Raw genomic sequence first — 22,395 nt, 5'->3', positions numbered from 1 at the left:
GCTCGCGCCTAAAAGGGCAATCAGCCAACAAGAGCCAAGCCATGAGCCGCAAACAACAACTCCTCAAGCGCCATCGACGCAATAAACGCATCAGCCTGGTGATCGGTCTGCTGTTACTGATTGCTTGCGGTGTGCTGGTGGCCTGGTGGTTGCCGCTGCTGCTGGCGGTGGTGGGCTGGATCGCCCATGAAGCGTGGTTTGCCGACCATCTGTTTTATGCCCCCAAAGACGACTATCAATACCGTTTTGCGGCCGACACTCAGTGCCCTGATGTGCGCCTTGAAGGTGGACGCGTGCTGCTGCAAGCGCCGCTGAGCCTGGCGGGTGACGAAACACTGATTCTGGCGCTCAAGGTGAAAAGTGGCGTGCTGGGGCGGTTTTTCGACCCGTTTGTACAGTTCGCCGACGATCGGCAAACATTCGAGCGCGGCGTCAATGGCCTGCGTTATCTGAACCTCACAGGTTGTGCTCAGGCGTTGAGCGGCGGTGAGTTGTCGCTGCGCGGGCGCTTTTGCCGTGTAGCGGGCCAGCCCCAACTGTGGGTTTTGCCTCAGCCGGACTACAGCGAGCAGCGGGTCATGGTCATTGCCCCGCATGCCGACGACGCCGAGCTGGCTGCGTTTGATTTGTACAGTCAGGCCAAAGAAGCCTGGATCGTGACGCTGACTGCGGGTGAGATCGAAGCGCAGCATTACCAGCAGATGGGGCTGGAGCCAGCGCAAGCGGCGCGTCTCAAGGGTCGCCTGCGTGCCTGGGACAGCGTGGCGGTGCCGCGCTGGGCCGGTGTGCCGCAAGCCCAATGCGCGCAGCTCGGTTATTTCTGCCTGCAATTGCCCGCCATGCAGGCGGCCCCTGAGCAGCCGATCCCTTCACGCGAAGCCGACCTGACCGATACCCGCCTGTTTCGCCAGTTCAACAGCGTGGCGCTGCCGGGTGATGAGGATGGCGCGCCGACCTGGAACAATCTGCTGGCCGACCTGCGGGCGTTAATCCTGCGGGCCAAGCCGCAAGTGATCGTGCTGCCGCATCCCGCCATTGATCCGCACCCCGATCATATCTGCGCGCATTCGGCGGTCATTGAGGCGCTGCAAGGCTTGGCGTGGCAGCCGGACACGTTGCTGGGCTACGCCAACCACTTGCATGACAACGACCGTTGGCCGATGGGCAACAGCGGAGATGGCATTGCACTGCCACCGGTGTTCGATGCCTCACTCACGCTGCGTCCGTATAGCCGGGTATTGAGCCTTGAGCAACAGCGCGACAAAGCGATGGCGCTGGGCATGATGCATGATCTGCAACCGCGTGCAGCGCTCAAGCGGCGTGTGCGGCGGTCGATACAAAGGCTCTTGGCCGGCCGAAAGCCATCACCTTACGGTGAGAACGAATTTTTCCGCAAAGCGGTTCGCCGACATGAACTGTTTTGGCACCTTAAATAATAAAAACACCGTTTTCAGGGGCATAGCGTTGTCCCTTTTCTCGACCATTACATTGAGTTCCCTGTGATAAAACCATCACCGCGTATTGCGTTTGTCATCCCTTACTTCGGTCAATGGCCGTTCTGGATGCCTTTTTTCCTGGAAAGTTGCCGGCACAATCCTGACATTGACTGGCTGCTGTTCAGTGACTGTGGGGTGCCTGAAAACCTGCCGCCCAATGTGACGGTTCAAAGCATCAGTTTTGGCGATTATTGCCGCAAGGTGTCTGAGCGCCTGAAGATCAACTTCGCGCCCAAAGCCGCCTACAAACTGTGCGATATCAAGCCCGCGCTGGGTTACATCCATGAAGACAGCCTGCATGGCTATGATTTCTGGGCCTTTGGCGACATCGACCTGGTGTACGGCAACTTGCGCCGCTATTTCACTGCTGAGCGGCTGGCGCGCTACGACTTGTTCTCCACCCATGAACGCCGCGTCGCAGGTCATTTGTGCTTGATGCGCAACACGCAGTGCAAGCGCGAGCTGTTCATGAAAATCGAGGATTGGCAGCAGCGTTTTACCGACGATCAGCACCATGCGCTTGATGAAGGAGCCTTCAGCCGGATCTTCTTGTGGCGCAAGAACTTTCCCAAGCCGTTGTTTGATCTGGTGGGCAAGTTCAACCCCTTGCGTCGTACCAGCGACTTCACCGAGGCGTTCAGTACGCCGGGCGGTTGCATCAAGTGGCATGACGGCACGCAAAACTTCCCGGGTAAATGGTTCTGGAAGAAGGGTCAACTGACCAATGACCGCGACGGCGACTACACCTTTCCGTACTTTCACTTCGTGTGCTGGAAACGCAATGAATGGGCCGCGTTGCCCATTCCCGATCCCGCCACTGTCCAGCGTCTGGCCGCCGAGCCTGCCTGGGTTATTGATGCCACCGGATTTCACCGGGGAGAGTTATGAAGCGTTCCAAGGTTTTGCAGTTGCAGCCTGATTACAACGTCAAATCCCACGATTTCGCTGACCTGGCCGAGCAAATCGTGCGTGCGCTACCCAATGAGCGTTATGAAATCACGGCCGCGTTCTTGCGCGGTCGCCCTGGCCCCGGCGAGCCGGTGAGCAAGGCCGATCACTCGGTGTACTTCGAGTTCAGTGACAAGTCGCTCAAAGGCATGCGCATCCGCGCGATGTGGGCGCTGTACAAGTTCTGTCGCAAAGAACAGTTTGACGTGGTGATTTGCAACCGCTTCAAGCCGGTCAACATGATGTTGCAGCTTAATCGCTGGCTGAAAATCCCGTTATGCATTGGCATTTCCCATGGTTTTGGTGAGTACGACCGCCTTTATCGTCGCAGCCAGGCCAAACGCCTGATCGACAAGGCGTGGCGTTTTGTCGGTGTGTCGCCAGCGGTCAAACAGTACTTGCTGGACTGCAAGTGCGGGTTTACCGAGCAAAACACCTACGCAATTACCAACGCGATCGACATCGAGCAAGCCGAGGCCCTGCAACTGCCGCGGGCTGAAGCCCGTGCAAAACTGGGCCTGGACCAGAACGCGCGCATGGTCGGTGCACTGGGACGTTTGGTGCCTATCAAGGGCCATCGTTTCTTGCTCCAGGCTTTTGCCGCGCTCAAGGACAAATACCCCAACGCGCAGTTGGCCATTATCGGCGCCGGTCGTGAAGAGTCGCGCTTGCGCGAACAGATCGAACAGTTGGGCCTGAACGGTCGCGCGCATTTGCTGGGTTTTCAGGAGAACGCCTTGCAGTACGTGCGCGCGTTCGACATCTGGACCATGCCTTCGTTGGCCGAAGGTCTGGGGTTGGCATTGCTTGAAGGCATGAGTGGCCATTTGCCGGTGATTGCCACCGATGTGCCGGCCATGTTGCCGTTGATTCAGGGCGCGGGAGGGTTGGCCGTCAAACCCAGCGACGTGGCGACATTGACCGCCGCCCTCGATCAGTACCTCGCACTGCCAGACGAGGCGCTGCACGCCAAGGGCGAACAGGCGTATCGCTACCTGCAAGAACACCACGACATCGAGGTGTTCCGTCAGGCGTATCTGGATTTGATCGACTCAGGCCTGAGTCAAGCACGCAAGGACCGCTCATGACAGACGCTCAACCTTTGGTTTCGGTGATTATTGCTTCTTACAATCACGGCCCGTACATCGAGCAGAGCATTCAGAGCGTTCTGGACCAGACCTACCCCAATATCGAATTGTTGGTGGTTGACGACGGATCGACCGATGACAGTGTTGAGCGCATTCAACGTTTGCAGGCCGCGCACGGGTTTGATTTTCGCGTCCAGCAAAATCAGGGGCTGACCAACACCCTCAATGGCGCGATTGCGCGGGCTAAAGGCTCGTTGATCGTGCCGTTCGGTTCTGATGACATCATGAAGCCCGATCGCATTGCGATTCAGGTTGAGTACATGGACGGCAAGCCCGAGGTCGGCATTTGCGCGGGCAATATCGAACTGATCGACGCCGAGGGCAACCTGTACCCCGAAAAGCGCCAGCGGCGTGATGTGCCGTTCCGTCGCCTGGACTTCGATGACATGTTTCTGGAGCGCAAACCTTACCCGCCCGCGACCACGCTGATGATTCGTCGTGAAGCGCTGGACAAGGTGGGCGGTTTTGACCCGAGCATTCGTCTGGAAGACTTGTACATCGAGCTGAAGATCACCCACGCCGGGTACTTTATCGACGGTTTGAGTGTGGTGATGGCGCAGTACCGCAAGCACGCCACCAACTCGTACAAAAACCACCGGTTCATGATCGACAGCATTTTGCGCATCTATGCGTTGTTCAGCGATCACCCGCTGTATGACGAAGTGCGTTACAAGTTCCTGAACTCGATGTTCCTGAAAACCTCGAACCGGGACCGTGGTCTGGCGCGCGAACTGCTCAAGCAAATTCCGTTCAAGCACTGGACCGGTAAAACCTGGCGCGGCCTGGGGCGTCTGTACTTTTCGCCGCTGGAAAAAGACTGAGTATCAGGCGTCGTCTTTTACGGGGTCGGATGTTTCAAGAGGGGTGCGCTGACGTAGCCAGCGCACCGTCTTCTTGCCCGCGAGCATGCCGGGCTGCTCGATAAACAAGAACGTCAGGCTGCTGATCACGATCAGTAAACTGCTGGCGACCGCCGCCAATGCAACAAATACCAGCGGTTGCTGGATGTCCCACTGCATCACCACTGGCAGGCGGTGCATCAACAGCCAAATGAGCAGACCATGCAGCAGGTAAGTGCTGTAGCTGATTTCGCCCATCCAGCGGATGCTGCGCAGCGTGAGGGCACCAAACAAGGTGTTGCCCGAGGCCACGATGCAGAAGAACACGGTCAACAGCAGCAGTGGCGCTGTGGCGAAGCTCTTGCGGAACATGAACAGCACCACGACCAACAGCATCAAGGCGATGCAGGCTGCCAGACGGGTCTGTCCCCACGCCACCCACTGTGGGCGACGCACCCAATAAGCCGCCGCAATGCCACCGAGAAAGCTCATCAGGATGTGTTTTTTCAGCGAATGCTCCCAGCCGACCACCTGATACAGGGCATAAATGCCCAGCAGGCATAGCACGGCCTGTTTCCAGTTTTTGCGGTACACAAACACCATCCCGAACAGCGGCAATGCCAGGTAAAAGAACACCTCGTAGCCCAGTGTCCAAGTGACATTGGAAATCAGCATGCCGGTTTGCGGGTACTGGTTGATGTCGGGGCGCTCGAATACCAGCCAGGCCAGAACCTGTTTGGCGACCACCAGCGGTTCATCCTCGAAGGTCCAGCCTTGCAGGTAAAACACGCAGAGAATAACGACGAGCAATAGCGGCAGGTACAGCGGGTACAGGCGGAAAATGCGCGATACGGCAAAGGCCAGCCAGTCGTGATGCCGGCCATGTTTGATAAGGCGGCCCCAGAACAGGAAGCCGGTAATCATGAAAAACAGCGCAACACTGGCCAGGCCGATTTGTGCGTAGAAATAGTTCTTGGGGACGTCAAACACGCCGGTGTGCAGGTAGAGCCAGGTGATGGCGGTGTGGTGGACGAACACCCCGAACGCCAGATAGCCGCGCAAGCCATCGACGCTGTTAAAGCGCTGTTGCCCTGTGTGTTGCACGCTGCGCTGAAGACGCGGAAAGAAGCGGAGCAACAATGCTGAAGTGGTGATTGCCAGTGCGTATGCGATCACGGCCCAGAGCGGGTTGTTGCTCCCCAGGCTCAACTGACAGTGCTCTCAGTGCGGCCCAGCTGTTCTATCTGTTGCCTCAGGCGGCCTACGGCAATCGGTGGGGCCAGGGCGGCGTAACCGTCGAGTAACGCTTGCAGCTGTTCTTCAAACAGCCAGCGGCGGTCTTCCGGGTAACGCTGCATGTGGCGCAGGTTGCGTTGACGCAAGGCCAGCCTTAGTGAAGACGGATAGAAGTGCAGGTCGGCGATGTCGATCAAACCAAACTCGCCATCGTCCATCAGCAACACGTTACCCAAGTGCAGCGAGCGGAAGTAAACGCCCTTGTCGTGCAGCAGTGCCAGGAACTTGCCGAAGCGCTCCACCAGTGCCTGGCGCATGGCGCCCGAACCCATCGACTGCATCACCTGGCGCAGCGTTTGCCCCGGCAATGGCTGATACAACACCCCGCTGCTGCCATCGGCAAACAGGTACAGGTCGAGAATCCTGGGGGCGGCAACACCCATCGCTTGCAAGCGTTCGCTGTTGACGGCAAAACGCTGGGAGTAGGGGTTGAAGCTGCCGGAGGTATAGCCGCGGCGCTCGCGAAACAGTTTCAGGAAGCTGCCGTTCTCAAGGCGCAGAACTTTGGGCCCCAGACCGTCTTCCTCGATCACTTTTGCATGGGTTAGCAGCGCACTGTAGTCAGTGTTGTTCAGGCGCTTCACGGGGCGGTCGAGCAAGGTCTTGAGGCGTTGGCTAATGCTTAACGCGGCGATCAGTGCCAGTGGAATCCACAGCAAGTACCAGTGTTCTTTAGGTCGCGGCAAGATTCCCCCGCCCTCGGTCAACGCGGCGCCGATGCCGTACACCAGCCAGGCAGAAGCCAGAATGAACAAAGGGTTAACGCGCTGGCGCCAACTGCTGTAAAGCCCCCACACCTGCATGAACGCCCACGGAATGAAACCGATGATGCCAACGTAATAGAGCACGCCCAGGGCGAAGTTGTGCGGCTCGCTCAGGGTGTAACCCACTTGCGGCACATCAAACGCCAAAGGTGCTTCATACCCGTGGCCGACAAACGGTCGTTGCGCGATCAGCTCCAGCGCCATGCGCCAGATGTCCAGCCGGAACGAGCTGCCGCGAAGAAAGATCATCTCTGAGAACAGCGCGAGCACCACCACGGCGCCTGCTGTGAGCATGCCGATCAAGGCCAGAGAGCGGCGATTCCAGCATATGAAGCTGAGCCAGACCATGCTCAGGACAACCGCCACCAGCGGCGTTCTCGAACCTGTAGCCAGCAAGGCGGCAAACATGATGAGAAACGCAGGTGCCGCCGCCAAGACGATAGCCTTGCGCTTACTGGTCATGCCCAGCGTCAGCCAATAGATGCAGAAAAAGCCGAAGGCGTGGGAACTGAGCAACGGGTTATCGAAGGCGCCGGCGCCAATCATGCGTTGCTCGGGGATGTCGGGCGACCACTCCCCGGCAAACACGTAGAGGTTATACAGCGTGATCAGCATCGCGATAACGGCGGCGCTAAAGAATATCGGTTGCAGGCTTTCACTGCGGTATTTGACCAGCAGAGAACAGCCCAGAAACAACATCAAAATGTGCAGCGGCGGCTTGAGCAGGCCAAGTGCGCTGTCGGCGGTGGGGCTCCATATCAGCGTGAACATTGACCAGCCGATAAACGCCAGCAGGCCCAGGATCAGGGGTTCCTGCAACAGCGTTTTCATCTCCCGCGGACGCAGCAGCAGGGCAATCAACGTCGGAATGCTGAATAAACCGTAATACAGTTTGTGATGGATGCTGCGGTCAGGCACAAAATACAAATCAGATAGAAGCAAAAAAAGCCCGATTGGCAGTAGCCACAGGCAAATGAAATCGAACATCCGATGTTTTGAGTAGCTCAAGTAACTGAATTGCATGCTGAAAGGTTCATTCCAGGTTTTGGATGGTCATATTAACTTAATGGCCATTTAATGTCGTTTTAGGCGTCCTGTGAGACCTTGTCCCAACCGGCTGGCAGTACACCAGAGAAGCTGTGATAAAGTCAGCAACCTTTTTTCACAACTGTCGCGTGATATGACCGAATCCAGCCCCAGCTCAAGCGAATCGAGCTTGAAGATCTATCTGCGCCTCCTCAGTTATGTCCGGCCTTATATCGGTCTGTTTCTGCTGAGTATTGTCGGCTTCCTCATTTTTGCGTCCACTCAGCCCATGCTGGGTTACATCCTCAAGTACTTTGTTGACGGCCTGTCCAACCCGGATGCGGTGCTGTTCCCGTCTGTGCCGTACTTGCGCGACTTGCGCCTGCTGCAAGCGGTGCCGCTATTGATCGTGCTGATCGCGGCCTGGCAAGGCTTGGGCTCCTTCCTGGGTAACTACTTCCTGGCCAAGGTGTCTTTAGGACTGGTTCACGACCTGCGGGTTCAGTTGTTCAACAACCTGCTGGTGCTGCCTAACCGCTATTTTGACAAACACAACTCAGGCCATCTGATTTCGCGCATCACCTTCAACGTGACCATGGTCACCGGTGCTGCCACCGATGCGATCAAGGTCGTCATCCGCGAAGGCATGACCGTGGTGTTCCTGTTTGCATCGTTGCTGTGGATGAACTGGCGCCTGACGCTGGTGATGATCGCTATCCTGCCGCTGATCGCGGTCATGGTGAGCACGGCCAGCAAGAAATTTCGCAAGCAGAGCAAGAAGATTCAGGTAGCGATGGGCGACGTCACCCACGTGGCCTCGGAAACCATCCAGGGTTATCGCGTGGTGCGCAGCTTCGGCGGCGAAACCTACGAGCAAAAACGCTTTCTGAAAGCCAGCCAGAGCAACACCGATAAACAGTTGCGCATGACCCGTACCGGGGCGATCTACACGCCGATGCTGCAACTGGTGATCTACGTGGCCATGGGCATTCTGATGTTCTTGGTGCTGTACATGCGGGGCGACGCTTCGGCGGGCGACATGATTGCCTACATCACCCTGGCGGGCCTGCTGCCCAAGCCGATTCGTCAATTGTCCGAAGTCAGCTCCACGATCCAGAAGGGTGTGGCGGGCGCTGAGAGCATCTTCGAACAGCTGGACGAAAAACCGGAAGTCGACACCGGCACCGTTGAGCGCGACCACGTCAGCGGTCGCCTTGAGGTGCGCAACCTGAACTTCACCTACCCGGACACCGATCGCCAGGTGCTCAAGGATGTGTCGTTCATTGCCGAGCCGGGCCAGATGGTGGCATTGGTGGGGCGTTCGGGCAGCGGCAAGTCAACGCTGGCCAACCTGATTCCGCGTTTTTACCATCACACCTCGGGTGAAATTCTGCTCGATGGCATTGATATCGAGCAGTACCGCCTGCTCAATCTGCGTCGTCATATTGCGCAAGTGACCCAGCACGTCACTCTGTTCAGCGACACCGTGGCCAACAATATTGCCTACGGTGACCTGGCAGGCGCGCCGCGGGCCGATATCGAGAAGGCTGCGCGCGACGCCTATGCGATGGACTTCATCGAGCAACTGCCCCAGGGCCTGGACACTCAGGTCGGTGAAAACGGCGTATTGCTCTCGGGGGGGCAGCGCCAGCGTCTGGCGATTGCCCGCGCCTTGCTGAAAAATGCCCCGCTGCTGATTCTGGATGAAGCGACCTCGGCACTCGACACCGAGTCCGAGCGTCACATTCAGGCCGCACTGGATCATGTGATGAAAGGCCGCACCACCTTGGTGATTGCGCACCGTCTTTCGACCATCGAAAAAGCCGACATGATCCTGGTCATGGACCAGGGCCAGATCGTTGAGCGCGGTACCCATGCCGAGCTGTTGGCGCAAAACGGTTACTACGCTCGCCTGCACTCTTTGGGGCTTGATGCGCCGTTGGCGTCTGGCGACATCGCCTGATCCTGTGCAGGAGGTGGGTTCGCCCATCTCCTGCACAGACCTGTGTGTCAGTGAGCGCAGGTTTTGTAAGTCACGTCTGATTCTCATTCCTTGCGATTAATACCGTGAACTGACCAGCGTTCACCCTGTGTTAATATCGCGCCCCTGTTCATTTTGTATGTGGGTTCTCCATGAAGTTGTCCATGCCGCGATTCGATCAAGCCCCTGTCTTGGTGGTAGGCGATGTCATGCTCGACCGTTATTGGCATGGCGGAACCTCACGGATTTCCCCTGAAGCGCCAGTGCCGGTGGTCAAAGTCGAGCAGATCGAAGACCGTCCGGGCGGTGCTGCCAACGTTGCGCTCAACATTGCTGCACTGGGTGCACCTGCCTCGTTGGTGGGCGTGACCGGTGACGACGAAGCCGCCGACAGCCTGGCCAACAGCCTGCAAGGCGCGGGTGTTCGTGCACTGTTCCAGCGCATTGCGCACCAGCCGACCATCGTCAAGCTGCGGGTCATGAGCCGTCACCAGCAACTGCTGCGTATTGATTTTGAAGAACCCTTTGCCACGGATGCATTGGCACTGGGCGCCGAAGTCGACAGCTTGCTTGAAGGCATCAAGGTGCTGGTGTTGTCGGACTACGGCAAAGGTGCGTTGAAAAACCACCAGGTGCTGATCCAGGCCGCACGCGCCAAAGGCATCCCGGTGCTGGCCGACCCCAAGGGCAAGGACTTCTCGGTATACCGGGGAGCCAGCCTGATTACGCCAAACCTGAGTGAGTTCGAAACCATCGTCGGCGGTTGCGCCGATGAAGCCGAGCTGGTGTCCAAGGGGGCCAAATTGATGGCTGACCTCGATTTGGGGGCATTGCTGGTGACGCGTGGCGAGCACGGCATGACCTTGTTGCGCCCAAACTTTGCGGCCATGCACTTGCCTGCGCGTGCGCGTGAAGTGTTTGACGTGACCGGCGCGGGTGACACCGTGATCTCTACGCTGGCCGCGGCCATCGCTGCGGGTGAAGAGCTCCCCCACGCCGTAGCGCTGGCCAATCTGGCTGCGGGTATTGTGGTGGGCAAGCTGGGCACGGCGGCCATCAGCGCCCCGGAACTGCGCCGTGCCATACAGCGCGAAGAAGGCTCGGAGCGCGGTGTCTTGAGCCTCGATCAGCTACTGCTGGCCATCGACGACGCACGCGCTCACAACGAGAAAATCGTCTTCACCAACGGCTGTTTCGACATCCTGCACGCGGGGCATGTGACCTATCTGGAACAGGCGCGTGCCCAAGGTGATCGCTTGATCGTTGCGGTTAACGATGACGCTTCTGTGAGTCGCTTGAAAGGCCCGGGTCGCCCGATCAACAGTGTCGACCGGCGAATGGCGGTATTGGCCGGACTGGGCGCGGTGGACTGGGTCATCAGCTTTCCCGAAGGCACACCGGAAAACCTGCTGGCTCAGGTCAAGCCTGACGTGCTGGTCAAAGGCGGTGACTATGGCATCGACCAAGTGGTGGGTGCTGACATCGTGGCGTCTTATGGTGGAACAGTGAAAGTGCTGGGTCTGGTTGAGAACAGCTCGACCACGGCCATCGTCGAGAAGATTCGCGGTCAGTGATGACCGCCTTGCCCTCACCCCAACCGAGAGTGGGCTGATCGAGACGATCAGGGCTAACGTCTTGTGCAAAATCACGTATCAACACGCTCAGTTCCCTCTCTCTCCGGGAGAGGGTTAGGGTGAGGGGCTTTTGGTTTTCACCACCTTCCTGAATATCTGCCGTGCCTTTCCCGTCAAGCGCTTGAGCCGCGACTCTTTACCCGCTTCGCTCAAGCCCTGCTGTTTGAGCCAGTCCTTCCAGCGAATCCGCTCATCGCGCACCACCCAGCCGTCCTGCGGCGCAAAGCTCTCCGCCAAATACAGTCCGCGTGTATTGGCAGCTTGTAAGCGGTCTTTGCTCAGGGTGTACAACTCGGCGCACGGCTGGCCGTCTGTCAGGGGGATGAGGTACAAATCAGGTCGCTTGCGATCCAGCCGGGCGACCAATTGATCACCCTCCAAACGCTCATCGACATGAAACAAACTCAACGATTTGGCTTCTTTGGGCACTTCAAGGCGCAGGTCATAGATCAGTTGCAGGGACGCAGTGGGTAAATGCACATACGCTCTGGGGCGTTCGAGCAAAGGCTGGCTGCCACACCGTACGGGTCGCGCCGCGCCTGAGTTGGGCGTCAGGCGAAAAGGCAGCGCTTCGCGGTAATGCAGTGCGCTGATGTAGGGCGCTGGAAGCCATGTCTCATTAAAACGACCTCCCAGCCAGCCTTCCGGGGTTTCGAGCAGGCACTCTTCAGCCACCTCCTGAATGGCCGTATGCAACGGTAGATTCACCTCGTGGGCCGGCACGTAGCCTGAGATCAGTTTGAGTACTACGTCGCCACGGTCCTGACGCCGTTGGCGCACCAGCACCCAATAATCACGGCCTTGCCATTGCAGCGTCAGGCGTACGGACACGCCGAGGTTCGCCAGCTCCAGGCCAAAACGCTCGGTGTCGGTCACATTGACCTGTCGGCGCTTTTGCAGGGTTTGCGCAAAGTTGAGCGGCATGCCGACGCTTTGATAGCTCAGGCCCTCAGGCGTGGCTTCGACGAACAGCGGCAAGGTTTTGAAGTCGCTGGGGTTCTTGCGGATGAGTGAACGCGGCATGTCGGCTCCTTCTTGCGTCGGGGTCGGCCGCGTGGGCGGCATCAGGATTTGCGCAGCACCTGCGCAACAGTTGCCACGTTATGGGCCAAGTGCAAAGGATTAATGGTGCCGACAATAGCACTGGCAACCCCGTGATGGCCAAACACCAGTTCGAAGCTGGCGCGCACCGGGTCCACCCCCGGACTTAAGCAGACGTGGCCACTGGCCAAGGCTTTTTTGACCAAAATCGCTTTGCCGTGAGCGGCGGCGTAGTCGATCACCGTTTTTTCGGCCTGCTCGTTGAGGTTGTAGGTGACCATCGCACAGTCGCCGGTTTCCAGGGCTTTAAGGCCGCCTTCTACGGTTTTGCCCGACAAGCCAAAACCACGAATCTTACCTTCACGCTTTAACTCGGCCAACGTTTGGTAAACCTCACATTCATTGAGAATCGCCAGGTCATTGCCGTCGGAATGCACCAGTACCAGATCAATGAAATCCGTTTCCAAACGTTGCAGGCTACGTTCGACCGAGCGCCGTGTGTGGAGCGCGCTGAAGTCGTGGCTTGATTCACCGTTGACGAACTCTTCGCCGACTTTGCTGACGATCACCCAGTCCTGACGTTGGCCGCGCAGCAGCGGGCCAAGGCGTTCTTCACTGCGCCCGTAGGCGGGCGCGGTGTCGATCAGGTTGATGCCCATATCACGCGCCAGCTTGAGCAGCCTGCGCGCGTCGTCGTCATCCGGGATCTGAAAGCCGCTGGGGTACTTCACCCCTTGATCACGGCCCAGCTTGACGGTGCCCAACCCCAGTGGGGAGACGAACAGGCCGGTGCTGCCCAGTGGGCGATGCAGGTCGTGCAAAGTCGCCTGGCTCATGGCAGCAATTGCTCCCACGCGGTTTTACACAGTGCAGGGCGCGGCAAATCAGCAGGCAGGGCAGGGGGCTGGCCCGGTTTGATGCCGTCATGTTCCAGTGCTTGCAGCACGCGATCCGAAAAGTCAGGTGCCAGCGCCAGCTTGGTGGGCCAACCCACCAGCAGGCGGCCCTGGTCGGCGAGGAATGCATTGTCCGGGCGCACAAGGCCTGATTGGGCTGGCTCAGCGCGATTGACCCGTAACGTCGCCCATTGCGCCTGGCTCAGGTCGACCCACGGCAGCAAATGGCCCAACTCTTTTTGCGCCACGGCGATCTGCTCGCCAGGTTCGCGGGCCACGCCATCGGCTTCAGCGATGTCACCGCCCAAATACCACACCCACTCGCCATTGGCTGCCGGGTGCGTGGTCACGGTGATGCGCGGCTTGGGGCCGCCCCCCAGGCAGTGGGCGTACAAGGGTTTTAGAGTCGGCCCTTTGACCAGCACCATGTGCAGAGGTCGCAACTGTTGGGCGGGCACGCTGATACCGGCGCTCGCCAGCAACTCGGCATTCCCGGCACCCGCGCTGAACACAATGCGCTGCGCATGAATCTCGCGGCCGTCGACCCGCAGGCCCACCAGTTCGTTGTGCTCAAACAGCGGTTCGATGACGTGCCCGGCCAACAGGCCATCGCCCGCCAACGTTGCCAGGCGTTCGATCAGGCTCGGTACGTCGACCACCAGTTCGGCCAGTCGATAGACCTTGCCCTTGAAGCGCGGGTCTTGCAGCGCAGGCGGTAATTGATCGCCCTTGACCTGATCCACGCGGCCGCGCACGGCTTTGCTGGCAAAAAAACTGGTGAGGTTGCCAGCCAGCGTGCCCGGTGACCACAGATAGTGGGCTTGGGAAAGAATGCGTACGCCGCTCAAGTCCAGCTCGCCGTCACCGGCCAGGGCTTCGCGCCAGCGACGCGGCATGTCGGCAATGGCTTCGGATGCGCCGGTCAGCGCGCCGTGCAACGCATATTTGGCGCCGCCGTGAATGATCCCTTGAGACTTCACACTTTGGCCGCCGCCCAGGCTTTCGCGCTCGACCACCAGGGTCGAAAACCCTTGGGCACGCAGGCGTGCATTGAGCCAGAGGCCGGCAATACCCGCGCCGACAATCAGCACGTCGGTGGAAATAACAGATGGCATGGGCGACCTCAGCGTTCAAAGACAAGGCCGGGAGTATACAGCCTGATCCTCAACCTGGCCTTTTCCCTGTCGCAGCTAGATCCGTGCTGCGCGAGGCTGCGCCCCTCAGGCAGTTGCTACAGGAGGGGCGTGTTTCAGTGGCCGGCGGTTTTGGAGAACAACTGAATGACCACCACGCCCAGCACGATCAAACCCATGCCCAAGATGGCGGGTACATCGAGTTTTTGGCCGTAGATGAATAAGGCAGCGATGCTCACCATCACAATCCCCATACCGGCCCACACTGCGTAGGCAACGCCTACGGGAATGGTGCGCACCACCAGTGTCAGCATCCAGAAGGCGGTGGCGTAACCGGCAATCACGAGGACAAGTGGCAGGGGGGTGCTCAAACCCTTGATCGCTTTCATCGATACGGTGGCAATCACTTCGGCACAAATGGCGATGGCCAAGTAGTAGTAAGCGTTCATGATGAGGTCCTGAATATGAGGCGAGGCAATTTAACAGCAAGGCATTCTAGAGGTTGTAAAAGTGTGTAGCCTTTTTTATATCGCCGGGCGATGGTCGTGTTCGGTGCCATCATTGTGCGTGTCGTTTTCAAGTAAACTCCGCGCCCATGAATAGAACTCTGTACACCTTGTTGTTTCATCTGGGGCTACCACTGGTGGCGATTCGGTTGTGGCTGCGAGCGCGCAAGGCGCCTGCGTACGCCAAACGAATAGGCGAGCGCTTTGCGTTGAACCTGCCCACGCTGCAACCGGGCGGGATTTGGGTACATGCGGTGTCTGTGGGGGAAAGCATTGCCGCGGCGCCGATGATTCGGGCGTTGCTCACGCGTTATCCACAGTTGCCCATTACGGTGACGTGCATGACGCCGACAGGTTCAGAGCGTATTCAAGCCCTGTTCGCCGACGAACCGCGCATTCAGCATTGCTACCTGCCTTACGATTTGCCGTGGGCGGCCGCGCGCTTTTTGGCGCGTGTGCAGCCCAAGCTGGCCGTCATCATGGAGACCGAACTCTGGCCTAACCATATCCACCAGTGCGCCAAGCGCGGCATTCCTGTGGCATTGGCCAATGCGCGCCTTTCTGCACGCTCGGCCAAAGGCTACGCTCGCTTTGCCAGTTTGACCCGACCAATGCTCCAAGAGATGCGTTTGATCGCCGCTCAGACCCAAACCGAAGCCGAACGCTTTCGCCAACTGGGCGCACAGCCCGAGTGTGTCCAGGTCACAGGTTCGATCAAGTTTGACCTGACCATTGACCCGCAACTGCTGATCAAAGCCCGAGCGTTACGCGAACACTGGCAGGCACAGGAACGCCCCGTATGGATTGCCGCCAGCACCCATGAAGGCGAAGACGAAATCGTTCTCGCGGCACATCGTCAGTTGCTTGCCAGTTATCCGAATGCGCTGCTGATATTGGTCCCCCGTCATCCCGAGCGTTTCAATAACGTGTTTGCGCTGTGCCAGAGCGAAGGCTTCGTCACAGCGCGACGTTCTGCCAACGCGCCGGTGAATTCACATACCCATGTGCTGCTGGGTGACACCATGGGCGAACTGCTGTTTCTGTACGCGGTGGCTGACAGTGCATTTGTCGGTGGCAGTTTGGTGCCAAATGGCGGTCATAACCTGTTAGAGCCGGCGGCCTTGGCCAAGCCCGTATTGAGCGGGCCGCATCTGTTCAATTTCCTTGAAATCGCCGCCTTGTTACGTGAGGCGGGCGCGCTGGAAGAGGTAGATGATGCCCACGGCCTGGCCATTGCGGTGCAGCGTCTCTTTGAATTACCACACGATGCACAGCAAATGGGTGAGGCCGGATTGAAAGTGATGCAAACCAATCAAGGTGCTTTACAACGGTTGCTCGATAGCTTGGCGCTCCTCATTTCACGCTGAACCATCGACCGGCAAGATGATGTTGCTTAATCGCTTAGTGGGAGAAACCATTCCTGCGCCAGTGATTTACCTATTTGGCCGCGATGAACATTCACGATGGCTTGCCCGTTTTGTGCTTCTGCCAGTTGCGAGTAGTAACTGAGTGTTCGCTGCGCCCGGGTTTTAAGGTGGGCAATGGCATAGTCCTGCTTGGGGGTATCCGCCGCAGGGTAATGAAAGTGGGCATACCACAAGGGCGCGCCTCGCCGGTCATTGACCGCGTACTCTTGAATAAAATCTTTACGCTCACCTTTTAGCTGGAAACGCTTGCCGAGTTTCGCAAGTTGTACGCGTTTTTTGTCCAACAAGTGTTGCAAGTTGCCATGGGTAGGCGGTAATTCAAGGCTCAATTGCAGGCGCAATTCTTGACCCTCGGTCAACATGCGTCGATAAGCACTTCGCAGGTTGTCGATCAGGATTTGATCGTTAGGTGCGCGTACGGAGGGGGGTTGAGCCTGCACGCTAAAGTGCAGTTCGGTGGCAAGTTTGTCGAGCTTAATGGCCTGCTGGCTGAGGAGTTCTTCAATTTCTTCGGGGTGTCGACACAGTGCTTTGTACTGCCTGGCCTTGCCCAGATTGTCGTCAACCCTGTCCAGGTACCGGCGAGCATCACCTCTGATGATATTCAGTGCACGACGTTCTATGGGCGTGGGCGTAGTGACTGTCTCGATGGCCACCCACTCCTCGCCGTGTTGCGAGTAGGTTGACAGCAATTGGTTGTCGTAATCGGAACGGACTTCAATGACCTCTATCGGCCATTCCTGGCCTGGAGCCTTCACCTCACCGATCAGCTTGCCTTTGCCGCGCACACTGATCACTTTTTTCTGCGCTTTTGCCCGTACGGAAGGTCTGCGTATGCGGGCGCTTCTACTCGGTTTTGCAGGGGGCTTGATCTCTGCTGCCAATTGCAGGGTCACGTCTTGATAGAAGTCTTCAAGCAGTTGGCGAAGCGTGTTGAAGTAGTCGAGTTCAAGCTCTGACTCATGGATGAGACCAATCCCTTGGATTGCATCCAGAGCCTGACCGTAATGCAGGGTCAGGCTGTCCAGTACTTCAAGTCGCTTACTGGCGTCGACATCCAGGGTATTGAGTTCGTTGTGGGTGTGAATATGCTCTCTGAGCGGGTCTATGGCATGGTCCAGGCTGTCCTCGGCAAGAATGTTCGCCGAGGGCTTGGAGCTGGCCAGCTTCAAACAGCTAAGCTGGAAGGACTTCAGAGTCAGGGGGGTATGTTCATCTCTGGAGAATGTGGACGTTATCTGCTCAGCCGCCTCCGCACCTGCGGGGCTTAAGTTTAATAACTGATTGATGTAACTGTTTCTGAGCTCAAGATACTGAATAGTCTGTTCATTAATGGCAATTTCATCTCTGATGAACTGCATGAAGCCTACTGGGTCTGCCTCACTTGCTTGCTCCATTTCCAAGCCAGGTCGTGCGAATTGCGGCCATGCTTTGAGCAGATCGGCCTGCTTGTATGCAGAGCGCGCCAAAGACTTAACCAGATTGTCGCTCAGCTTTTGTAGCAGGGAGATCACAATCCGTTCATGGAAGGGGATCTGCAATTCAATGCGCTCTTTGTTGCTTTCCAGCAGTTGCTGATAGGCACTGCGTTGTTTTTGCAGCGCGTTATCAAATTTTTCACCCAGTGAAGCCAACTGCTCAGGGGTAAAGCGCGGGTCATTTTTGGCTTTTATCATTGCCGATTGCGTGATGTCGACAGCTTTATGCAAGGGTTCTTCTTGTTTGAAAAAAGCCTGCCACTCACTCTGCAGTTCGCTAACACGGGCGGATTTTTTTTGCTGGTAGGCGGCGATACGTTTGGGTGGCATTCCACCTAACAATCGTAGGCGTAAATCCAGCGACCAGTTGCCGTTGTTGTCGGATCTCACGGCGGGGCCATGATGGTTGATATCCGATGCGCCAACGATCACCGCAGCCCCGTCAGGATCCATATCAACGGGGTACAGTTCCTGCTCAATCAAGACATGCCACTTCTGATCAAAGTAAAATTGCCCTTTGTGCATGCCGCTGGTGGCTGCTGGAGGGCGTGTTTCGGGGGCTGGAACTTTGAACTGCGCGAGCAGTTCTTTTTGACTGGTCGTCAGACGATTACGGGCATTAAAAAAACTGAAATCCAGTAACGTACTTTCGGTATTCGGGGGCTCGCCAGGAAGCGAAATGGTTCCCGGGATGACTTTTGGCGTGGGTGGTTCAGGCCACTGTTCAGCTATTCGCGGGGGGGCGAACGGTTGTATGACCAGGCCGGGAACGTGTTCGGGCAATACATGCGAACGGGGCAAGGCGTTGATCGCCTGGTGAAATAACAACATGCCTACGTTGAGCAACACATCGGCGGCTGCCAACTCCCGCACGGTTGTGTCATTACTGGCAAGGGCGGGAATGTCTTGACTGACAGCATTCATTACGCTGAGCAAACCTGCCGTCAGCATGATAGGAGGGGGCAGCACGGGTGTCACTAACAGTGTGTTCACGACAAGGCTCGCACCCTCGAGAAAAACGCTCCATCGGCGTTCACTATTGGATATTGACTCAGCGTCAGCCAGCGCCACCATCGCCCGGGCATTGTTGCCATAAAGGAATTGCATCAACTGACCGTTGTTCAGGAATTGAAGCAACTCGTTGCTCGTGCCATTGGTGACCAGCATTGCGGGCTCGGGGGCCTCCAGAGGCGCGAATTCGCTGCCCAGCCCGAAGCGGATGAAGTGGGGCTCCTTGAACCCCCCGTTTTCGTAAATGGGACGGGCAATATCGTTCAGCCAGATCAATACACTGTTTTGTAATGCCCCCGGTTGGGCAATTGCGTCCAGCAGTGCAGCGCGTGTGGAAAACTCAAGCAGCGATGGCGAATAAAAGGGCCGGTACAAAATGTGTGGGCCGTCCTCTAGATCGCTGGATTCAATAATGAACATATTGGCGACGATGTCGGGTGAGGCCCCTGTTTGGCGCAGCAGCCCCAGATGTCTGATCACCACGGTTGTGCCATTGATCTTTCGGCCCTCAGGGGTACTTTGCACGATGGCAGCCATATAGCGGGCGCCCTGTGCCGTAAAGCCATTTTCTTGCTTGAGGCTCAATTCAAGTGCTTCTAAGGGCAGTTGTGCACGTATCTGCTGTGCAAAAAGTCTTTCGCGGGCTTTTGCATCGTCTGTATCACTCAACAGCACGCTTTCAACACGTTCGAGATAAGCCTTGCCGATGTCAGCTTGCTCTATCAAGCCGCCGCGACGCGTTATGTAGTCAGGGGTCAGCCAGGCAGGCAGGTTGAAACCTTGGCGGTGGCGCAGGGTCATTTGGTCTTTGGGAATACCTTGCAGGTTCTTCACCGCCAATTCGGTCAGGGTGAGGGTGACCGGTTCAATGATGCCTGTTGCGCCGGGTAAGCCTGCCGCTTTCAAATAAGTCAGCTCAATATCATCGGCCTGAAATACACCCTCGACCGGTTGAGTGGGTGATTCTGGCTCGAATTTTTTTTGATCAAGCAGCATCTGCCGTTGCAGGACATCGGCGGCATAGGTGTGGAGGCTGGACAGGCCTGAGAGGTAGGTCTTTCCTTTATTGATTTTTTTGGTGCGTGATAACGCCAGACTGTATTGGCGGTAGAGGATTTGATTGGTTTTTGAGGCGCTGCTCAGCCATTGCGGAAGTCGAGTTTTTAGCGTTCGTAATGTTTCAGGGTTAGCTGTCGGCGCGTCTGCAAAGAACTCTGCCGTGTCAGTTATCTTCAGGTACACCGCTTCAAGTGCCCGCCAGCCTGTTTTAGCGGGCAGGACGATCAAACTCAGATCCATCAATTGCTGGTTCAGGATGGCGGCGGCACAGGCGTCAAACGCATTGCCATCCAGTTCGAAGCTTTTGAAATGAACTTCTTCAACGCTATACAGTTGGTGGAGTTGAGCACTCCAGTTTTGCTTGAGGGTCTCGATATCCGGAAAAGAGCGGCTGGTGCTGCCCGGTGTGTACTCCAGCACCTGGTCCGTATTGGCAAAAACGATGCGTGAACTCAGCTTTGAGTACGTTGAGCCAGCGTTCACCAGCGTCAATTTGAGCCAGTAGGCGCGGACAGCATTTTCACCGTACTGGCGTATTCGCTCCTCGCGTTCGGGAAAACTGAGAACCTGATAAAGCGCATCGCGGTCGTTGTCGGTTAAATCTTCTTGTTCAAAGGCCCTGATGCTCAGCGTGTCTTTAAGCACATCACTGAGCCACTGCCAGCGGTGAGCCCCGTTGTCTGAGGGTTCACCCCAGAAATCGGTCAGCGCATTCTGCAAGCCAATGGGCAAGCGCCAACTCAGCTCTTTGATCAACCCTTCGATGACGCTCATGTCTATTTCACCCTCTTCAGGGGCGAGCACGTCAGGCGCGTTATCGGTCAGGTAAAAAGCTTTGTCGTTGATCGGGCTGAAGTCCAGTTCTGCTCCGCTGCCCAAGTAGGTCATGACGCGTGTCATTAATGACTGAAGGGCCCACCCGCCATGGGCAAAAGGGACCGCTAAACGGGTGATTGCGAGATTGAACTTGAGCGTGGGGTACTGCTGCGCTATGGCGTCTGTCAGCATTTTGCGAGCGACAGCTTCCAGGGATGGGGGCGTTGAAAAAAGGGCCCTTACGGCGTTTTGCGCGGGGACCAGCGGTGTTGCGTTAGAGGGAGTTGAAGTCACTGTAGACATGGGCGTTCCTGTATTGAGAGCCAAGAGGTCACACGACCGATGCCGTATTAACCTCTTGAACTCACCAGGAGCGGTGGTATCTGGATATAGCGGTTAGCGTTAAAACCAGTGAAGGGCGTGGGTCAATTCGCCGGAGAGAGGAAATTGGCCTGCGCCGCTTGGGCCAGGTCAGGGGGCAAGAAGTCTTTGTCAGGGTTGTAGTCCGCTTTCAAATAGCGCGACAACGCATCCAGATCGCCTGGGTTCAACGTGCCTGCCACTTGCTTGAGGCGCAGGTTGTCGAGGATGTAGTCGTAGCGAGTGTTGTTGTAGTCGCGCACCGAGTTGTACAGCTGGCGCTGGGCGTCCAGCACGTCAACGATGTTGCGCGTGCCCACCTGATAGCCGATTTCTGTGGCTTCCAACGCACTTTGGTTGGAGATGATCGACTGCTTGCGCGCTTGTACCTGCTCGACGTCGGTGTTCACCGCGCGGTGCAGATTGCGGGTGTTTTCGACCACCTGGCGGCGCAAGCCTTCGCGCTGTTGCTCGGTTTGATCGAGCCGCGAGTACGACTCACGGACCTGGGAGCTGGTCAGCCCGCCGCTGTAGATCGGAATGTTCAACTGAATGCCAATGCTGCGTTGCGAGACGTCGCCGCTGTAGCGCTGCTGCAAGGCATTGGGGTTGCTCAGGCCAAAACCGTCGTTGTCGCCGGTTTTGTACTGCGCCACGGCATCGAGGGTCGGCGCGTGGCCGGCCTTGCGTTGCTTGAGGGTTTCTTGCGCGGCATCCACGGCGAAATTGCTGGCCAGCAAATTCAAGTTTTGCTGGGCTGCGGTTTCAACCCAGATTTTCGCGTTGTTGGGTGAAGGCGGCAGGATCGGCAGCGTGTGGCGCATGCCTTCAATCGAGTTGTACTGGCGGTTGGTCAGGGTGATCAGCGCCTCAAAGGCGTCATCGACCTGGCGCTGGGCCACAATCCGGTTGGCGCGCGAGGTGTCGTAGCTGGCCTGGGATTGCAGCACATCGGTCTTGTCTGACAGACCCACGTCAAAGCGCTCACGGGACTGGTCGAGCTGGCGCTTGAACGCGGCTTCTTCAGCCTTGGTTGCGGCCAGCGTGTCTTGGGCGCGCAGTACCGAGAAGTAGGACTCGGCGGTTTGCAAAATCAGGTTTTGCTCGGTGGCCGACAGTTGCAGCGCGGCCTGTTCGTTGACCGACTCGGCGGCTTTGAGCTGGAACCAGCGGTCAATGCGGAAGATCGGTTGGGCCAGGGTCGCCTGATACACCACGGCACTGCGGGTGGTGGTCAGCGAAGGCTGGTCGATGGAGGTGCGCACACTGCTCGACTCGGCACCGCCCGACAGATTAGGCAGCAAACCGGCGCGGGCCTGCGGCACGACTTCTTTTTGTGCTGCGTAGTTGGCGCGTGCCGCCGCCAGGTCGGCGTTGTTATCAACGGCTTCGTGATACACGCTGACCAGGCCATTTTGGCTGGCCAACGGGGCCGTTGTCTCCAGCGCCATAGCGCTGGTTGCCCAAGACACGGCGACAGCCAGTGAGAGTTTGCGCAACATGAGCGATCCCTAGTTCAAGAATGCGGAAAATGAA

Annotated in this window: 15 protein-coding genes; 7 read left to right on the top strand and 8 right to left on the bottom strand. The window is 57.5% G+C overall.

Annotation, left to right across the window (positions count from 1 at the left end):
* Positions 1-41 precede the first annotated feature (41 nt).
* From TU86_RS11745 to TU86_RS11730, 4 genes are all read left to right on the top strand, one after another.
* Positions 42-1,436 carry a PIG-L family deacetylase gene (locus tag TU86_RS11745; RefSeq protein WP_048364481.1) on the top strand — a complete coding sequence of 465 codons (1,395 nt, stop codon included), beginning with the start codon at positions 42-44 and terminating at the stop codon, positions 1,434-1,436.
* Between the two features lie 63 nt (positions 1,437-1,499).
* Entirely contained in the window at positions 1,500-2,384 is an 885-nt protein-coding gene (locus TU86_RS11740) for a DUF6625 family protein (protein ID WP_173426980.1), read from the top strand.
* The gene (locus TU86_RS11735) at positions 2,381-3,532 is read left to right on the top strand and encodes a glycosyltransferase (protein WP_048364480.1); all 1,152 of its coding nucleotides are present in this window, start codon (positions 2,381-2,383) and stop codon (positions 3,530-3,532) included. The genes TU86_RS11740 and TU86_RS11735 overlap by 4 nt, the downstream gene beginning before the upstream one ends.
* On the top strand, positions 3,529-4,413 hold the full coding sequence (locus tag TU86_RS11730) for a glycosyltransferase (RefSeq protein ID WP_048364479.1): 885 nt from the start codon (positions 3,529-3,531) through the stop codon (positions 4,411-4,413). Before TU86_RS11735 ends, TU86_RS11730 begins: the two co-directional genes overlap by 4 nt.
* Positions 4,414-4,416: 3 nt before the next feature.
* Here TU86_RS11730 and TU86_RS11725 read toward each other — a convergent pair whose 3' ends face one another.
* Both TU86_RS11725 and TU86_RS11720 read right to left on the bottom strand, forming a co-directional pair.
* Positions 4,417-5,634 carry an acyltransferase family protein gene (locus TU86_RS11725; protein ID WP_193387779.1) on the bottom strand — a complete coding sequence of 406 codons (1,218 nt, stop codon included), beginning with the start codon at positions 5,632-5,634 and terminating at the stop codon, positions 4,417-4,419.
* 2 nt (positions 5,635-5,636) lie between these two features.
* Positions 5,637-7,514, bottom strand: coding sequence for a bifunctional O-antigen ligase/aminoglycoside phosphotransferase family protein (locus TU86_RS11720; RefSeq protein WP_048364477.1), 1,878 nt, complete (start codon positions 7,512-7,514; stop codon positions 5,637-5,639).
* Positions 7,515-7,671: 157 nt separating this feature from the next.
* On the opposite strand from TU86_RS11720, the gene msbA reads away from it, so the two are divergent.
* Entirely contained in the window at positions 7,672-9,480 is a 1,809-nt protein-coding gene (gene msbA, locus TU86_RS11715; RefSeq protein WP_048364476.1) for a lipid A export permease/ATP-binding protein MsbA, read from the top strand.
* A 170-nt stretch (positions 9,481-9,650) separates the two neighbouring features.
* Complete coding sequence (gene hldE / locus TU86_RS11710) at positions 9,651-11,072, top strand: bifunctional D-glycero-beta-D-manno-heptose-7-phosphate kinase/D-glycero-beta-D-manno-heptose 1-phosphate adenylyltransferase HldE (RefSeq protein ID WP_048364475.1); 1,422 nt, start codon at positions 9,651-9,653, stop codon at positions 11,070-11,072.
* Between the two features lie 114 nt (positions 11,073-11,186).
* Here the strand turns inward: hldE and TU86_RS11705 are convergent, their stop codons facing one another.
* From TU86_RS11705 to TU86_RS11690, 4 genes are all read right to left on the bottom strand, one after another.
* Complete coding sequence (locus TU86_RS11705; RefSeq protein ID WP_048364474.1) at positions 11,187-12,155, bottom strand: hypothetical protein; 969 nt, start codon at positions 12,153-12,155, stop codon at positions 11,187-11,189.
* A gap of 41 nt (positions 12,156-12,196) precedes the next feature.
* On the bottom strand, positions 12,197-13,009 hold the full coding sequence (locus tag TU86_RS11700) for an aldo/keto reductase (RefSeq protein WP_048364473.1): 813 nt from the start codon (positions 13,007-13,009) through the stop codon (positions 12,197-12,199).
* Positions 13,006-14,184, bottom strand: coding sequence for an NAD(P)/FAD-dependent oxidoreductase (locus TU86_RS11695; protein ID WP_048364472.1), 1,179 nt, complete (start codon positions 14,182-14,184; stop codon positions 13,006-13,008). Before TU86_RS11695 ends, TU86_RS11700 begins: the two co-directional genes overlap by 4 nt.
* Positions 14,185-14,318: 134 nt before the next feature.
* Positions 14,319-14,651, bottom strand: a complete 333-nt coding sequence (locus TU86_RS11690) for a DMT family transporter (protein WP_048364471.1) — start codon at positions 14,649-14,651, stop codon at positions 14,319-14,321.
* A gap of 146 nt (positions 14,652-14,797) precedes the next feature.
* Between TU86_RS11690 and waaA the strand changes: the two genes are divergently transcribed.
* Positions 14,798-16,075: a lipid IV(A) 3-deoxy-D-manno-octulosonic acid transferase gene (waaA, locus tag TU86_RS11685; RefSeq protein ID WP_048364470.1), complete on the top strand. Its 1,278-nt coding sequence runs from the start codon at positions 14,798-14,800 to the stop codon at positions 16,073-16,075.
* A 26-nt stretch (positions 16,076-16,101) separates the two neighbouring features.
* On the opposite strand, the gene TU86_RS11680 is transcribed toward waaA, so the two are convergent.
* Both TU86_RS11680 and TU86_RS11675 read right to left on the bottom strand, forming a co-directional pair.
* The gene (locus TU86_RS11680; RefSeq protein WP_239658782.1) at positions 16,102-20,415 is read right to left on the bottom strand and encodes a dermonecrotic toxin domain-containing protein; all 4,314 of its coding nucleotides are present in this window, start codon (positions 20,413-20,415) and stop codon (positions 16,102-16,104) included.
* 509 nt (positions 20,416-20,924) lie between these two features.
* Positions 20,925-22,361, bottom strand: coding sequence for a TolC family outer membrane protein (locus tag TU86_RS11675; RefSeq protein ID WP_048364469.1), 1,437 nt, complete (start codon positions 22,359-22,361; stop codon positions 20,925-20,927).
* Between the last annotated feature and the right edge of the window lie 34 nt (positions 22,362-22,395).

The organism is Pseudomonas weihenstephanensis (genome assembly GCF_001043055.1).
Classification (GTDB): domain Bacteria; phylum Pseudomonadota; class Gammaproteobacteria; order Pseudomonadales; family Pseudomonadaceae; genus Aquipseudomonas; species Aquipseudomonas weihenstephanensis.
The sequence above is the reverse complement of the archived record's forward strand: the minus strand, read 5'-3'. Positions and strand labels throughout refer to the sequence as shown.